Origin of the sequence: Rahnella ecdela (genome assembly GCF_019049625.1) — a bacterium.
Taxonomy (GTDB): Bacteria; Pseudomonadota; Gammaproteobacteria; order Enterobacterales; family Enterobacteriaceae; genus Rahnella; species Rahnella ecdela.
In genome coordinates, this window is record NZ_JAFMOY010000130.1 from 149,884 (window position 1) to 167,551 (window position 17,668).

At 50.3% G+C, this 17,668-nt stretch carries 10 protein-coding genes; all 10 read right to left on the reverse strand.

From position 1 onward, the window contains the following. Window positions 1-37 precede the first annotated feature (37 nt). A complete protein-coding gene (tssA, locus tag J1784_RS17710; protein ID WP_120509554.1) occupies window positions 38-1,630 on the reverse strand; it encodes a type VI secretion system protein TssA in 1,593 nt (530 codons plus the stop codon). Continuing rightward, entirely contained in the window at window positions 1,630-4,863 is a 3,234-nt protein-coding gene (locus J1784_RS17715) for an ImcF-related family protein (RefSeq protein ID WP_217150298.1), read from the reverse strand. Before J1784_RS17715 ends, tssA begins: the two co-directional genes overlap by 1 nt. 146 nt (window positions 4,864-5,009) lie before the next feature. Further along, window positions 5,010-6,194, reverse strand: a complete 1,185-nt coding sequence (locus J1784_RS17720; protein WP_217150299.1) for a hypothetical protein — start codon at window positions 6,192-6,194, stop codon at window positions 5,010-5,012. A 49-nt stretch (window positions 6,195-6,243) separates the two neighbouring features. Next, window positions 6,244-7,224 carry a DUF4123 domain-containing protein gene (locus J1784_RS17725; RefSeq protein WP_217150300.1) on the reverse strand — a complete coding sequence of 327 codons (981 nt, stop codon included), beginning with the start codon at window positions 7,222-7,224 and terminating at the stop codon, window positions 6,244-6,246. Between the two features lie 49 nt (window positions 7,225-7,273). Further along, window positions 7,274-8,302, reverse strand: coding sequence for a putative type VI secretion system effector (locus J1784_RS17730; RefSeq protein ID WP_217150301.1), 1,029 nt, complete (start codon window positions 8,300-8,302; stop codon window positions 7,274-7,276). 57 nt (window positions 8,303-8,359) lie between these two features. After that, on the reverse strand, window positions 8,360-9,382 hold the full coding sequence (locus J1784_RS17735) for a putative type VI secretion system effector (protein ID WP_217150302.1): 1,023 nt from the start codon (window positions 9,380-9,382) through the stop codon (window positions 8,360-8,362). Then, complete coding sequence (locus tag J1784_RS17740) at window positions 9,379-12,198, reverse strand: T6SS effector BTH_I2691 family protein (protein WP_120509876.1); 2,820 nt, start codon at window positions 12,196-12,198, stop codon at window positions 9,379-9,381. Before J1784_RS17740 ends, J1784_RS17735 begins: the two co-directional genes overlap by 4 nt. 35 nt (window positions 12,199-12,233) lie before the next feature. Further along, complete coding sequence (locus J1784_RS17745; RefSeq protein ID WP_113876427.1) at window positions 12,234-12,503, reverse strand: PAAR domain-containing protein; 270 nt, start codon at window positions 12,501-12,503, stop codon at window positions 12,234-12,236. 19 nt (window positions 12,504-12,522) lie between these two features. Then, a complete protein-coding gene (locus J1784_RS17750) occupies window positions 12,523-14,892 on the reverse strand; it encodes a type VI secretion system Vgr family protein (protein ID WP_120509877.1) in 2,370 nt (789 codons plus the stop codon). Next, on the reverse strand, window positions 14,889-17,543 hold the full coding sequence (gene tssH / locus J1784_RS17755) for a type VI secretion system ATPase TssH (protein WP_217150303.1): 2,655 nt from the start codon (window positions 17,541-17,543) through the stop codon (window positions 14,889-14,891). Before tssH ends, J1784_RS17750 begins: the two co-directional genes overlap by 4 nt. Window positions 17,544-17,668 lie beyond the last annotated feature (125 nt).

The following is a 17,668-nucleotide window of genomic DNA, read 5'->3' on the forward strand; positions in this document are numbered from 1 at the left end:
TAGGTAGTAGAATGTATCGAATAAGGAGTTACTTTTATTAACCGCACAACACAGCGGCGCGGGCCGGATCAAGCACGATAAGGCCACTCAGCAGATTCTCCATGTCACTCAGCATCCGGTTTTTATCCCCGTCGCCACGTTGCGATTTCATCCTCAATAATTTCAGCCGGCGCGCTTTGACTTCAAACACCAACCCCGGTTCCCACTGAGGCAACGTGAGTGAGAGGCTGTCACTGTCAAGGCTGCTAAGCAGATGCAGCGCCATATCATTTTTACCGTACTGTTCCGACACGCGGGCCATCACCAAACGCAACAGCCACTGGTGGCGGGCGGTGTTGATGCCTGGTCTGGTTTGTAGCCAGGTCAGGGCGGATTCCACGCCGTCACTGTCTGCCTGTGCCAGCGCCTCAGGTTCCAGAAGGAGGATGTCATCTTCACCGGAGGTCACGGAGGCCGCAGGTTCATTTCCCCAGCCTGAAACTGATTCCAGCACCTGTTGATTAATCCAGCCTTGTGTTACTTCATCGGCAAATGGGGTGCCGTCACTCCATGACAAACTTTCCAGTCCCGGCAACCGGGTCAGAAACAGCGCAAGATCCTGTGTGATGCAGGTCGCCCAGCCTTCATATGGCGCGCCTGCCTTGATCAGCGACTGATGTAAATACCACTGCACGTCGAGCCAAAAATGATTAACACCTTCACCAAACATGGATTCCGCTTGCTCCAGCAGCTCTACCCAACTCTGTTGCAGGTACAAACGTTTAAGCTGCGCACGATATTCAGGGCGGGGCGGCAGCAGACGGGTGCGGCCACTGGCATCAAGCGGCGGCAATTCGTGAACAGTGTCCCAGCGTACACTCTTAATCAGATGATGCCCCGAGAGCCAGCCTTGTGGCTGATCGCGCAGATATTTCGCCAGCATTTTTGCCTGATCAAGCAGGTCCCGGCCTGATTGCACCGCGCGCAGGGAAGGGGATATGCCCGTACTTTCTGACTGGGAAGATGTTGCGCTGGTTTGCGGGACAACGGCATTCATTCCGCCAGACTGAGCGAGGCGATTTTCCAGTGCAGCATAAAGCGCACCCAGTTCAGGCCGTGAAGATTCACTCCAGGTGCTGAGGCCCTGTTCGATAAGCGCCAGTGCGCCAATGATGCGCGCAAAATCCGTTTTATCGACTTCAGGATACAGTGACAGGCTGTCCAGCACGCGGGAACCTGCGAGCCATTCCAGTGACGTCTTGCGGCTGTTTGCACGCAGCGGATGCAGCGTTTCGCCAAAGCGGTTAATCAGCCCTGCCACCAGGGAAAGTCCGTCAGCAAGCCCGGTTTCGCCATCACGATGCAAGCGCGCCCAGATGTAGTAGGTGGCAACGCGAACGTCTTTGCACTGACTGGCGAGCAACTTTTCTGCCAGTTCGCAGGTCAGGGTCGTATCTGCACCGGAAAGTTTGTTGACCTCTTCGCGCATTTGCTGGAAGTCGTCGTCATAACCAGGGTCTTCGCCTGCGGGTTGAGCCGGTGTTATGGGTTGTAGCCATTTATCCCAAAGAGAGACCTGCTTTTCTGCCTGAGGTAAAAGAGATTCAGGCTCTGCTGCGCAGGCATTGAGCAGCGTGGTTAAAGTGGCCATTACGGCTCCTCAGCGATTGCATCAGGGTCAAAAGGTTGTTCTTCAGATAGCGGTGTTGCCTGAATCAGGAAAATCTGTGCTGGTAACGTGAAGTTACGCAGCTGCAACAGTCCGAGCGGACCTTTGCCCAGCTCAGTACGCAATATCCACTGAAGTTGTTGTTTGTCTGATGTGGTGAAAGTCAGCTGATAACGACCTTCATCCAGCTTTTGTTGCTTAGCCTGCTCAAGCCAGCGGATAAGCCCCCAGGTACCCTGATAATCACCGTACAAACGAGCACCGGCGGAAGACGCGGTCCACGTCAGCATGGTGCCAGGCTTATAGGTATCACCCGGCCAGCGGAAACTTTGCCAGCTTTCCATCTGATTGAAGTAACGTAGTTTTTGCCCATCGATCGACAGGTTGGTTTCTACAACGTCAGGAACCGGACGGGCCAGCAGTTCAAAGCGCATTCCCTGACTGCCGTCGGTGAACAGGATGTCGGAGATCTGACTAAGCTGGTTAATGGCTGCCAGGAATGCGGGGTTAAACGTGAGCCCCTGGCTGTTCACTTTATCCGGCACCCAGCGGGTCCCTTCTTTATGCAGAACGCCGCTCAGTTCGCGGGTCAGAAAACTGTCGATACGGCCACTGTCCTTGCGGATAAATTCTGCCAGCATCGGCAGGGAAGCATCACTTTTGCTGACGGCAAACGGATAGCGTCCGTCAAAAGCGGATTTCCAGTTGTTAACGATGGCGTTTTTCCACTGGTCGTTCAGGCTGGCAGAAGAGGGCTGTAATACGGCTTCCCATGCCTGGGTCAGCGGCTGGACAAACATAGTCTGACCGAAGCCGCTCCATTCCTCGCCGAGACTCGCGGCAATCAGGCTGCCGTACTCCTGACTGTCGGTCAGGTCTACACTTTTACCCTGGAACACGGTCTGTGCCAGTACCTGCGTCATTTCCTGCGGATCAGAGGCATTCGCCACCTGCTGAAGTTTCAGTCGCACACGGGTTATGCGGGTCAGCAACGTTTGCAAACTGAGAGAACTGTCTGACGACATCATATTCTGAGCGCTGCCTTTGCCCATCAGGGCCAGCAACGGACCAAAGGTCTCATCTAGCGGTCCGACCGGTCCGCTGGCGTGCTGGTCAATAGCGGGCTGAGCATCTTTATTGATGAGCGCTTTGGCGGATTTCACCAGAGAATCTGACAATGCTTCGTTCTTTTGCCCGGTTTGTCCCTGCCATGCCAGCGTATTCATCAGCGCAATCAGCGGGGACTGACGGACATCGCTCATCAGCGTAAGCTGATCAATCACATCAGACAGGTTCTTCGCCTCATTCCAGCGCAGGCTGTTGAGGAAATTGAGCCAGCTACCCGCAAAATCAGTGAAATAGCGCTCGGTCAGGCGTTTTTTTAATGCTTCCGGTGAAATGTCATCGGAGACCGAACGACGGTTATCGCTCAGTACCCAGTCAATTTCCTCGCGACGGGAAGAAACTGCTTTGTTGATAGCTTCCTGGATTTGTTCATCCCACGCCTTACGGGTGAACATACCCGGAACGACTTCATCAGTTCTGAACAGACGTTGTGCATCGGTATCACCCGTCATATCTAGCAGCGTCATGTCTGCATAATTACGGCGCACCGAAAGCAGCATGTTTTCATACAGTGTGCTTTCGGCGTTGCGCTGACCGATCTCACCCAGCAAAACCTGCCGTGACTGAGAAACCAGCGAGGTATCCGGTTTGATTTTCCATTCCGGCTGCGTATGCAGATTGGCAGCATAGAACTGCCATAAGTCGGGAGCCAGGCTCTGCCATAATCCCGGTGATACGCCAGGCCGCTGCGGTTCGGTCGTTTTCATCACTTGTGCGTAAAATACAGCGTCAGCTTTCTCCGGTCTGGCCATCATCAGATATGCCTTCAGCTGGTCATAACCTGATTTTGCCAGTGCCGCGCGTTTCGGGCTGTTGGCAGGCAGGTTGGCCAGTTCGTTGAGTCTACGCTGCAAACTCTCAGCCGCGGCATCGCGGATCAGACGGTTACTTGCGCTGCCGTACCACGGCAAAAGCGTCGTGAGCAATTGCACGTTGTGATCCATTCCAAAACGCTGATACCACGGCGCACCCTGACTTACGCGAGCTTGAAGGCGGCCAATGTCATTACGCAGGGCCTGTAAGGCAATCAGTTGCTCATCGGAAACTGGCTTCGGTTTGGCCAGGTATTGTGCCTGTTCAGCGGCAGACACCATCTGATGTCGGTTCACAGCAAACGAGACTACGCTGCCAATGCCCCATAGGACGATCAGTGCGAGCACACCGTTACAGAGCGTTTGCTCCCACGGCAGACCGACGCGGCGACCGCGCGCGGAGCGGCAGTCGTCCAGCACGCTTTGCCAGTTGGCAGGCGGTGTCCAGGTTTTATGATGTACAGCGTCAGCCACCGGTGCGGTCTGCGGCAAACTGAACATCAAACCGCGCAGCGGAATGCGTGCGGCATAATCGGCAAACCACGGTGTCAGGGACTGACGCCAGCGGACAGCAGCGGTTTCGCCGAGCGACTGTGCCAGACGCAGCAGAAAATCGTGTGACGGGTGGATAAATATCTGCTGCATTCCCTGCTGGCGCAGAAGGGGGATCAGCGATTTAAGTTGATTTTCAACTGATTGCGCAGTGGCATTTGCCGGGAAAATAACCCCGACGGGTTGCTCAATGCGCTCGTCTTGAGACCAGTCGCTTTCGCAAACCTGCCACAGATACACCGGCGGCTGATAACGTAGGGCTTCACCGGTTTTCTCAAGCGAACGCAGGCCGTCGTCCATCCACTGTGCGGTTTTGCTTTGAGACGCGGTAATCGCCCAGATGATGCCATCCAGCGGGCGGGTACGTCGCAGTTTGCGCCATTCCGGCAGACGCGCATTGTCTGCAGATCCATGCAAACTCCCACCGTGAATAAGCACCGTACGCTGACCTTCCAGCCAGCCCTGAGCTGCCAGAGTCGGTGCCAGCGCAGCAATGTGTTCCGGTTCTCCGGCGACCATCAGCAGGCGGACTTTATAACGCCAGAACAAGCCGTAGCGGCGGCGCAGTCGGGTTTTGAGCTGGGTATGAAACTGAGATGGTTTTACCTCATCTGAGGTAGATTCAGGAAAGTTTCCATTATTTCCACCAGAGAGTAATTTTATACCTCCCCGCTGGAATGATATCCCAGCAAATAATAAGGTTATAAATATCAATGCTGCCAACATGATATATAACCAAAGATATATCTTTTCTTTGGTATTAATCCAGCCAAAGCCTTCGGCATAGAAATAACAAAACCCTGCCGAAACGCAAGCTATTATAATGAGAAAAAAGAGTAGCCCGAAGATTCTCCATCCGTTGCCTTTCCCGATCACATTCTTTCTCCTTTGCTCATTACATATGGACGAACGGTATTAAAAATAATATTTTTCTGTTCGCAACAAGCGATCAGATTGGTATTTTTATTTTTTTCTGCTGTGAGTGTGGCTAAAGATAATGCAACCCATGGGCCCGGAGATGTGAGGAATAGGTCTAAATCCGTTATCTCATACTGATTGTTTAGTTTTTCTGAGATGGTTAATAGTGTTAGTGCCGTGGTTGCCTGTGTTTTTACCTCTTCGCTAACTCCGCTCAAGTATATCGATGTGGCGTTTTTAAACTCAAATTGATACTCACTCATATCGATAAGGTTATCTTCTATAGAATCTTTATTGGACAGCATAGGTCTATATAAATAACCACAGCAAGGCATGTCTTTATTTAATTCTTTAGTATGGTTAGCAAAGAGAAAAATACAACCACTTTCAGTCATAATGTCTTTTGTTTTTTTCTCTGCAAACAACTGAATGCTTATAATAATAGTAACATTTTTTGATTTTTCGTTTAATAATCTTGATGTGATTGTGGCGTAGGTGTCATCAGAAAATATATGGCCGGACAAAAGGTTGTGTGATAAACCCATCGCAGTCCATATATTGGAAAATTCATCCCATAATGTGAGGTCTGGTTCTTTAATAAAAATTACATCAAAGTTAGAATGCAGACTGATTCGTTGTATTTTCCCTCGCAATGAAAAAAGTAATTCCTGTAAAATACTCTGATAGGTCACCAGACCAAAGTCGCTTTCTTTAAATAAATTTCGCTGATTTTTTACTACTGGCAGAGACGACTTGCTGATGATTTTATTTTTATCATTTTGCACTGGAAGTAGCAATTGATGGCCGATGATGTGAAGCTGCTGGCTACACCAGTTGCGCCAGTGATTTTTTATGGCGAGTGATTCTTCTAACCATGCTTCATGATTGACCTGTTCAATTCCAGTTTTGTAGCAATGTAACGCAAATAGAAAAAGTAACACAACTACCATAGCTAATGAGACGGCAGCTCCAGCTTGATAAGTTTCGCTTTTAAAATTCAATAATTTGGCAATGTAAAAAAAGACAAAAATAATAGTAGTTAATGAAATAAATAGAGTAATCCAGACCTTCATATTTACACGACTAATTTTTTTATCGCTTTGAATTTTCTGAATAGGCCATGACAGAGGGTCCATCATATTTTTATTATTCCTTTGTTCAAAAGTTACCAATGAGAACTAATGGTTATTATTGCACTGATCTCTTGCATTCCTTTATAATTTGTTCCCAGTCTTGAATGCTGAAGTTTTTAACCAGCAATCGGTAACTCGTATCTTTCATATGAACGGAGGAATCAATCATCTCTTGCAGTCTTCTACTCTGATATATCAAAGGATGTTTGGTAAGTATATGAATGCCGAATAATCGGCAGTCATCTCTATTCTCTAAAAATTTTGCGTAGGACATCGATTCCAGAGCTACCAGTAACCATCGGTGTGCTAGCAATTCATTCACGCGTTCTTCAAATAGATATTCATTTCGGTAACATCTCATTATGTCGTTTATTACAGAGAGGTGCTGTATTTTTCTCCATGTATTGTTATCTATTGATAATGAAAAATCCATTTGCCGTTGGTGATTGTAATATCCCTCTTGATTGATTATTTGTGCATCTCCGTCAATGTAATACCAGCGTTGTACAGAACCTAATAATCGAGATTGCTGCCAGTTGTCTAAAACGCTTAACGTGATATTGATTATTGAGGGATCAAAGAAACGTAATAAAAACTCACCTTCTCCGGAAATAGTTTGAATTGCAGTCGAAGACAGGTGCCTGGCAACGTAATCGCAGGAATGAGGTGTGATAAGCCAGCCATAAACACTTCTCCCCGCCCCCGCATCAAGGTGCTTAGGTGAAATTTCATGCAGTGTCGCATCAATGCTTAAATTAAAAAGTTCTATGTCAGAACTGTTATTCAGATTGAGTGGAATTAAAAATAGCTCGAAAACATCATAAAGTTCTGTATGTGAAAACTTAACAATCTGTACTTCCTTTCCTTTAAGGGCATCCCAGAGAGGATTTTCAGGATTAATGTTTCGCAAGGTCGGATCTAACAGCAAAAGGCAATTTTCGTTTTCATTAATTATGTTATGGAGGAGTTCATTTTTAATGGTTTTAGATTTTTTTTGAATATCGTCTTCAGTGTAGTCGAATAAAATATTTCGCAAGGCATTCTCCCTATATCCTTGGTTGAATTGAAGTATTTCTCATGGAGTATTAATAGTAATACCAGTATTCATAGGAGCCTGCCCACTTGCTGGTCGGGCGGAGAGGTTTATCTTTTCGTTTGGGGGAATACCATTTCCCCTGACGTTTAAGCTTTCGTTCATGTTTACCGGTAGCTTGATTTAAATCAATTTGTTCTACATTTTGCCAGCCCATTACTCTGAATATATCTTCGGCTAATTTACAAGTGGTATGGGCATAGGCTTTATAGGCTGAAATAGCGAGTGAAATTGCGATGCCGCAATAAACAGTAAGCCCAATCCCCCACATGATGAGATTACTTTTATCCCTTGGATCGACAACACTTATCAATCCTTCCCAGTAACTTTCGCCTGCGAAGAAAGGCATAGTAAAAAGCGTAAATCCCACGAGTAAGGCAATTATTATAAACATATATTTTGTTCTTAACATGCCATAGGCATAAGAACCCATATCACACCGGGGGCATACGGAAATAATTCTTTCCTGTGGCAACGCAATAGCGTAGACCTCGTAATGATCCACCTGCCACTCCGCTACGAGTTCGACGTCATCACCGACTTTCAGGTCGGTCATACCTACCCAGCCCCGGAAAGGCATTCCTTTTATCTGCCCCTGAATATAGTCAGCCGTGCTGACCAGTGGTTTATCTTCAGAAGCCGCAAGGGCACTGAGTGCTGGGCTACCGACGGCAATGGCGGTGAGACCCCCGGCCAATCGCTGGTTATCTGAGGCACTGGGCAGGGTATTAGTCCGGTAAAAGTCCACATCAAAATCGGCCTGACAGCGGAGGCGGCTAAAGGCTTCGAGTTTGCCGGTGACTTTATAAAGGCCGTGGACAGGCGGGAGCATGGGAGGAGGCGGGAGTGCCATCAAGCGATTGGTTGCTTCCTGATATGCAGCCTCTCTCATTGCAATTCTCTCTAATGTTGCATCAGGGGCATTATCACGGTATCTATTTTTAGACCCTTCCCACATATCTTTTTTATTTTGTACTTCTTCTTGTAATTCACGCAATTTGACCGGTTTTTCCCCTCTCATAATACCTCCTTAATTGCTGCGCTGAGCCTTTCTGATACCTGGTGGTAAATATTTTAATTAATAGTAATACCAGTATTCATAGGAACCTGCCCACTTGCTGGTCGGGCGGAGAGGTTTATCTTTTCGTTTGGGGGAATACCATTTCCCCTGACGTTTTAGTGTTCGTTCATGTTTAGCGGTGGTTTTATTTAGGTCAATTTCGTCAACAACTTTCCAATCCATCACCCTGAATATATCTTCGGCTAATTTGCAAGTGGTCGATGCATAGGCTTTATAGGCGAAAACTGCGATAGCGATAGAGGCTAGTGCATTGACTATCCCGAAGATTAGCCAAAGCTTTCCATAAACCTTCATTTCCAATAGTTTATTCATAGCAGTAATGTAATCACCATCGAGGGCGCATGGAGTTACAAAAAAGAAAATCATCATCAGGAGAGTGAAGGTAATAAGCATGTATTTCATTCGTAGCCAACAATATGCTGTGCTGCCCATATTACACCGGGGGCATACGGAAATAATTCTTTCCTGTGGCAACGCAATAGCGTAGACCTCGTAATGATCCACCTGCCATTCCGCTACGAGTTCGACGTCATCACCGACTTTCAGGTCGGTCATACCGACCCAGCCCCGGAAAGGCATCCCTTTTATCTGCCCCTGAATATAGTCAGCCGTGCTGACCAGTGGTTTATCTTCAGAAGCCGCAAGGGCACCCAGAGCCGGGCTACCGGCGGCAATGGCGGTGAGACCTCCGGCCAGTCGCTGGTTATCTGAGGCACTGGGCAGGGTATTAGTCCGGTAAAAGTCCACATCAAAATCGGCCTGACAGCGCAGGCGGCTAAAGGCTTCGAGTTTGCCGATGACTTTATAAAGGCCGTGGACAGGCGGGAGCACGGGAGGGGGCGGGAGCGTCATTAAGCGGTTGGCTGCTTCCTGATATGCTGCCTCTCTCATTGCAATTCTCTCTAATGTTGCATCAGGGGCATTATCACGGTATCTGTTTTTAGACCCTTCCCACATATCTTTTTTATTTTGTACTTCTTCCTGTAATTCACGCAATTTGACCGGTTTTTCCCCTCTCATAATACCTCCTTAATTGCTGCACTGAGCCTTTCTGACTGTTCGCTGTAGCTGATATTTAGAGGGGCTTCGCCAAAGTAACATTGGCGGCACCAAATCTGCAGTTCATCATCTGCAATCCAGGTAATAATAATCTGTAAGAAAATCAAGGCCACAGAAAATTCCCATGTCATGAGAATAGCCAGCATGCGGATTCCGAATCTACGTGCAGCCAGCAATGCGATGATCCTTGTTTCAGCAGTCGTTAAGCCAACTGCACCCAAAAACATCCCGAAATATTTAACTGCTCCTAATAAATCTGCGATGGTTTTTAAAGCATAAAAACAAACCAATTCAAAGCGGCCTTTTTGAAACTCGTCGGCGCCCTTTATGTAATCTAAAAAAGAACTGATTGCTGAAGCTGCCGCCCCCATTAAAGCACCAAAACCTTTTACTAAACCGACCGTCAGTGCACTGGCTTTTTCGCCTTTCTCAATTGCTGGTAACACAATATCACTGACCTGGTAAATCATGGTCAGGCCGCTGGCCGCCAGCGTTGCCAGACTTTTGAGATCGCCCTTAGACTGTGTATACAAATAGCTAAAATCGAGGGCATTAAAGAACAGCATTACCAAACCGATACGGGAGTTTTTAATGGCATTACCTTCATCTTTGCTGGCAAAGTCATCCCAAGCGCTGTTCAATTGCTGATATTTCGCCATTTTGGCCTGATTAACTTCCATAAACCCTTTGCTGGCTTTTAACTCCTGCAACAGGGAGGCGCGGTAGGCAGGCCCTTCCGTTAATTGGGCGCCCATCAGATTCATAACGTGTTCGGGCGGGACACCGGCACGCAATGAGAAAATACTTTTGAATACCATTTCAGTAAAGCTGTCGAGTTTGTCACCGAATTTTTTCAGATTAAAAATCCGGTCTCCCACCGAAGACATAAAACCGTCCATTTTGTAGAGTTGTTTGTCTGTCCAGTGGGCCTCAGCAGGAAGTGGTTTTGACCACTCTTTACTCGCCTTCTGATAAAAATTGGTGTACTTCTTCAGGTTTCCCGCCTGGGAAATCGCCAGCGTTAAGGTGGCCGAGGAGATAGGAGAATGATCGTCCTTTTTGCTTTTTGCTTGCTGAAGAAGCTGATCGAGTTCGCTGATGATCCCGGGATCGTTCGCGGCAACCGAGCGCCATAACAGATTGGAGCAATCACTGGCACTGAGTCCGTCCCGCCACTTGTCAATTAAGGCTTTTCCGCGCGGGGTATTGCCAACGCCACAAATTGCTGCCGTGACGATCGACTGGTAGTAAATACCATCACTGAATTCTTCTGAATGGAAATCTTCAAGTGTGGCAATAAATAAAGGTGCGACCAGCCAGTTAAGTATACTGCCAGAGCGTTTTTCATACAGTGTTGTGATGTCTTCGCAAAGTTGCTGATAGCAGCGAACAAAGTCTTCTCGTTTTGCTGTATTAAGTCTGGCAGCGTAAGGTTCCCAGCTCTGTGCTCTTTTCTGCCCAACGGCTTTTTGATAACCGCTTTCCCTTGCGGCCAGATCCTGCTGAACCTGTTGTTTTAATCGGGCAACTTCCTGCTGATGTTTTGCAAGAGGTTGCATAGGGTAACGCATCAGCTCATTGGCAAAACTCTCATTCACGTTGGCGGCGCCCCACTGATCTAACAGGTCACAATCGCTCATGGCTTGATTCAATAGTTCAGCGTCGTTGTGATATTTTTTAGCCCAGGCAGCCCGACGTAACGCGCTGAGTTCCGGAGAGGCATAAAACGCGCCTTCTCCCATCCGGGCACGAATCCGCTCAATGTTGTTCTGTGAGGCATTACTCAGGAGCGCCTGCAAACCTTCCAGATCCCGGTGAGTTTTTAAATCCAGATCGCGTTCAAAGGCAAACTGGGCCTGTCGTCCGAGGACATCCATTCCCCAGCCATTCAGCTCATGGGTGATCCCTACTGCATCCCAGAGAGGAATAATCATCGGCTTGGCATTGTCTTCACAGCGAGTGGCCATCTTTTCCGCAGCCAGCGTGTGTTTACCTGCGCGGGTCACGGCCCAAGGGTAAAGTGTTGACCATGAATTAAGCAGAGCCTGATTGACAGAGTATTTTACCGGTCCTGTAGGTTGGATCACCTCTGCTTTAGCAGCAGGGTAAGATGACTCTTTGTTTTCGCTGTAGATGATTCGTGCCACTGGTGGGGCAGAACTCAGATTTTTTCTGGAACCAGAGTTTTGGTCCGGCATTAATCCAGAAACGGCGACATCCTGATAATCCAGCACGGTTTGCAATGATTCTGCAGTGGCCTGTGTTACCCCTTTAGCGGCAGGATTTTTTATCCAGGCTGCGGGTTGAATTTTTTGCATGCGCTCAACGCGCAGGGCAGGGTCGTTTTTATAGCGTTCAAGCGTGGTCTCACTCCATCTGAACTGACTATAGGCCAGCCAGACATCTCCGCATTTTTGAGGGGCTGCGATACAAAAAAATTCGACCATGCTGGCGTCATGCGAGTCCGAATGACAGTCGGGTGAAGTGATTTCCTGAGGCAGAGAAGCAGAGTGTTGGAGCCAAAGCGAACCGTCGCTGGCAATACTGAAGCATTGCCAATAATGGTTGCCCAGAGCGCCTTTCTCATAAAACAAATAGAGATACCCCTGACGCAGGGTCCGCAGAGCATAATGATCACCGTTTTCCAAATTGATATCATTTACTTGGGGATCTTGTGCCCAGCCTGGTAAAGAGGACTTGATGGTTTTTGGGACGACGGCATAGCGGACAGGTAAGATTGCTAATCCGGTAGATTTACATTCATTATTACAAGCCATGAGTTATTCCTTACGCATTGCTTTAAATCACTAATTCATCCATTTAGGAGAACAGATTGAGCAAAGACTTTATGATCATTGCAGCCACACAAGACCTGATCCTGATCCTGTACTTGTTTTGTCCCATCATTTATCCATCCCGATGCTGTGCCATTGATGGGGAAGACATTTTTACATTTACTGCATGAAGCTAAATCGCCGCTCTGTACTATTTTTTTACCTTCATCAATAAACGAAGATGTCGCAGAAACAATGCTGCCAAAAGTTGTTTTGTCACCGAGAAGAGCCAGTTTTTTAATAGACATAGTGTTTAACCAGTGATGATTATGATTTGAGATTGACTGAAGGATTTTGTGCCTGGCTGGCTTTAACAACACCAGGACGACAACCTGAAGGAATTTGTATCGTACTTTCTAACGTTGCTGCGGACATACGCTGTACCACAATGCATTTCATCAGGACATTTTTTGCTGTGCCCATCTCAATTCCTGCTTCGCTGAGCCTGATATAAGAACCACCACAATTGAGAAGAAGTTCTTTTTTTGCGGTTATCAACACTTTATCTTCCTGGCTGGCGATCGTGAGTTGCTTTTGTGCCAGCAGATCTAATGCATCGTTTTGTGCCTGAATCTCTACTTTTCCCGCGGTCGCGAACATCTTTATGCCCATTCGGTGGGCAAAAAGACTTAGAGCATCTCCGACTGCAAGCCTGAATTTCTTCGCTATGCTGAAGTCAGCGTTCTCGCCTGTGGTAGCGATTAAGTTTTCACGTGCAGATAACTGCACACTGGCTGGAGTCACCATGGCAATGCCAGAAGGTGCAGACATTAACAAAACTTGCTGTTTTAGCTGCGTTAAGCTGGCGTTCATAAGATCAGTTTGTTTCGCTAAATCAGCGAGCTCAGCCTGTGCTGCTTCTGCGGCATTCCTCAAACCTGCAGTGATCTGGCGTGCAGCATCAAGCTCTGCTAGCGCAGCATCCATCTCCAGCACTTTCCCTTGCGCCTTTAACTGGCCGTCGGCACTGATGAAGATCCCTTTCTGAGCACGGATGGCCCCGAAGCTGTCGGTGCGCAATTCAAACCCTTCGCCGCGCTGCTGTTTCCCGCTGTCCACTAAATGGCCGAGGTTCAGCTGGCTTTTGCCTCCGTATTCGGTGCTGAGCTTGATGTGCTCTTTGCCGCGTTCGTCGTCAAGGCGCAGTTTGTTGTTCGATGGCGTGCGCAGGACGTTGCGTTTGTAGTTCTGGATGGTGACGTGATCGCCGTGCGCAGAATCGTGCAGCACGTGGGCGATATACGGACGGTCGGGATTACCGTCCTCAAAGGCAATCGCCACTTCAGTCCCCGCCAGCAACGGCAGATGCATGCCGTAGGTATCACCGGCGTAAGGGCGCGCCTGACGCACCCACAGACTTTCGTACCCCTGTTCCCAGGCGTCGCGGTCGAACAGCATATTGACGCGATAGCGCCCGTCTTTATCAATATGCCCGTAAGAGTCATTGGCGGTGGTACTGGTGACGCGGGCAGGTAGGGTGCCGGCCATCACCGGTTTGCTGGTCGGGACAGGCCGGAAGCAATAATCCTCGGAATACGGAATAGCCTCAAATTCAACTTCAAAGCTTTTGTCACGACGTGCCGAACTACGGGTGTGAACGATAATCACACCCTGAGTAAACGCCTGCGGAGCATCTCTGCCGGTCACCTTCAGTTCCATGCCCGGCATCAAGGTGGCGGCATTAGCCACACCTGCAAAGCGCGTCTGATTATTCAGATACTGTTCATGTCGAAGGCGGGCGTAGAATGCGCCGCTCTCGATTTCAGAATCGCGGCCTTCGGCGCCGGCGGTAAGGTAGTTATCAGCGTAATGATAGGCTTCGCCGTAGGTGCGGGGATCACCCCGGGTAATATCCGCACTGCCTGACAGGTCAGACGTTGCGGTGCGGTAGTTATAATCACCGGTGCTGACGGATTTTTGCACGACCTGATGGATGCTCGATAACGCCCACGCGGACTCGACGCCGCTGTCGTGCATGCCGGACGGTGGTACCGCACTGAGGGTCAGTCCCTGCTGGTAGAACTGCTGGTCATCGTAAAACTCGACGACGTCGATATTTAGCTTCGGATCAGCAGTGAAGCGGAACCAGATACCGACTTCCGCCAGCAGGCGTGAGATAAACCTCAGGTCATCTTCCCCGTACTGCACTACCTGCTCGCGACGCGGGTACTCTTTAGCGAGCGTGAAGACAAAATCCTGTCCACGCATGCAGTGGCGATCGCGCAGGATTTTATCCACGATATCCGGCACGGACATGTCCTGATAAATACGGTTCTGATGGCTGCGGGAAAGCAGCGCGAGGCGCGGTTGCAGACACAGTTCGTAGCGGCTCTCATCTTTTGAGGTGGAGAGATGTTTGAACCCGGTGATGACGCCCTGGACGACGCGCAGCGGTTGCTGAGCGGACACGCCGAATGCTTCGGCAACCGGAGCTTGTAGCGTTAGCGAGGCATCCTGCATCAGCATGGTTTTCGCATCGATGTTTTTGTCAGCGCTGGTGAACTGAATGTCGTATTTAAACGGCGAGCTCAGCCACTCCTGACCTTCAAAGCTCAGGATATCCAGCGGTGCGCTGCTGCCATGCACGGCGAGTTTGTGGTGACTGTGATCGAAAAACGGTGATGTCGGTATGCTCATGCTTCTTCTCCGTCAAATTCCAGCGTGATCCCGTCTTCTTCATCCCAGCCCAGCGCCAGCGTGGTTGTACGCTGCTGACCGGCCATGCGTTGCAGCAGTTGCTGGCTCAGGACCGGCAGGACCTGCTGGTTGAGCAAGCTGTCGATGTTGCGCGCGCCGGTGTCTGGCAGCAGGCAGGCGACGACCAGCGTGTCGTAGAGGCTTTCTTCGATGGTGCAGCGCAGGCCGTAATGTTTGTTCAGACGTTTGGCGACTTGCGCCAGTTTCATCTCAACGATGGTGCGCAGCGCCACGGCGTTCAGGGGTTTATAAATCAGCGTCTGGAAACGGGCGAGCAGCGCGGGCTGGAAGTGATCACGCAGGATAGGGCGCAGCATTTCCTGTAACTCGCCGTCGGTGGCTTCCGGTTGCTCATCCAGCAACTGCATGATGTGGTCGCTGCCGAGATTGGCAGTCATCAGGATCACGGTGTTACGGAAGTCGATTTCGCGGCCTTCGCCGTCGCGCATAAAGCCGCGGTCGAACACCTGATAGAACAGGTTGATGACGTCACGGTGGGCTTTTTCCACTTCATCGAGCAGGATGACGCTGTACGGACGTTTACGCACGGCTTCGGTGAGAATGCCGCCCTGACCGTAACCGACGTAGCCCGGAGGCGAGCCTTTGAGCTGGGAAACGGTATGCGCTTCCTGATATTCACTGAGGTTGATGGTGATCAGCGATTTCTCGCCACCGAACAGGCAGTCAGCGAGGGAAAGTGCGGTTTCGGTTTTACCGACGCCGCTCGGGCCGACCAGCAGGAATACGCCAAGCGGGCCGTTCTCAGAAGTCAGGCCGGTTTTGGCGGCGCGCAGGCGCTGTGCCATATCTGTCAGCGCATGATCCTGCCCGACGACGCGTTTGCCCAGATGGTTCTCAAGCTGCAACAGATCCGTCTGTTCGTCTTTGAGCAGACTGGTCAGCGGCACGCCGGTCCAGTCGGCAATGACGGTCGCAACGGTGCGCACATCTACATCCAGAGACAGCAGCGGAGCGCTGCCCTGCAACTGCGCCAGCTGGTGTTGCAAAGAATGAATATCTTCCTGACGGCTGATGTCCTGACGGATTTCCAGCAACTGATGGGTCAGGGATTGTTCGGCTTCGTACTGAGTTTCGAGCGAAGAAAGCTGTGCATTCAGTTCGCGATCCAATTCGCCGATTTTCTCCAGACGGTCGCCGTGGGACTGGCTGCCGAGTGCGATGTCTTCCAGTAATGCTTGTTCTTCCATCCCCAGCGCGGCGATCTGTGCCTTAAGGCGGGTCAGCGCTTCCGGCAGGGTATCGAGACTCATGCGAACGCGGGCGGATGCGGTGTCGAGCAGATCGACGGCTTTGTCCGGCAGCTGACGACCGGTGATGTAGCGGCGCGAAAGGCTGACGGCGGTTTTGACCGCTTCGTCGGTGATGTGCACGCCGTGGTGTTGCGCGTAACGGGATTTTAGTCCGCGCAGCATCAGGCAGGCCATCTCGTCGTCCGGCTCATCCACTTTGACTATCTGAAAGCGGCGCTCAAGGGCGGCGTCACGTTCAAAATACTGTTTGTACTCAGACCAGGTGGTGGCGGCGATGGTGCGCAGTTCGCCGCGTGCGAGAGCGGGTTTGAGCAGGTTAGCGGCGTCGGCGCCACCGGCCTGATTACCGGCACCGATAATGGTGTGGGCCTCGTCGATAAACAGCAGAACCGGCGTTGGAGACTGCTGAACCGCGTCGATGACGTTTTTCAGGCGTTGTTCGAACTCGCCTTTCACACCGGCACCGGCCTGTAACAGACCGAGATCTAACGTGCGCAGGCTGACCGTCTTCAGGCTGTCCGGCACGTTGCCTTCGATGATGCGCAGTGCCAGACCTTCCACCAGCGCGGTTTTCCCGACGCCCGGTTCGCCGACCAAAATCGGGTTGTTTTTACGACGTCGGGACAGAATATCCACCATCTGGCGGATCTCATTATCGCGACCAAATACCGGATCAATGTGTCCGGCTTTGGCTTTGGCGGTAACGTCCAGCGTGAATTTATCCAGCGCGGCTTGCAGCGCTTCGCTCAACGACTGGCCGGATACGCTGGCATCGGCATTCTGTTCTGAGGGGGTATCGGAAAGGGATGAAGGCGTGCGGCTCAGGCTTTCCTGCTGTTGCAGCTCCGGGCGCTCTTCTGAAATGGCATCCAGCATCGGTTTCAGGCGACGGATATGTTCTTCGCTCAGGCTGAACAACGGCCACAGACCTTCGCAATGCAGCAACTTAGGTTTGGCGACCAGCGCTTCCAGCAAGTTAACGCTGCGCACCGTCTCATTGTCGTCCTGCAAGGACGCCGCCAGCCAGGCGGATTTCATCAGCGCCTGTAAATCACCGGACAGCTGCGGGCGGGTATGAACCGTGCGCGGCAGGGCATCGAGGTGTGCAAGCAGGCTTTGCCACAAGGCGTCCATATCCCATTCATAGCGACGGGCCAGCACGGTAATGTCGCCTTCGCCCAGCTCCAGCAACTTCAGCAACCAGTGCTCGACGGTGATTTCTGCGTGTGCACGTGTCTGACACAAGGTGGCGGCGGCTTCCAGTGCTTTAGCGCAATACGGGTTGAGACGGCGAAGTAAGACGGCTGATTGTTGTTCCATGCAGAATTCCCTTTTTTAGGTACGCTACCGCCCTTAGCCTTTTCCTTTGCAGGAAACCCAGGCCCATAAGGTCGATGTCCGAAGTGTTTGGTGTTTACGAAACTGTCCGTTGGGTCAGGGCAGTT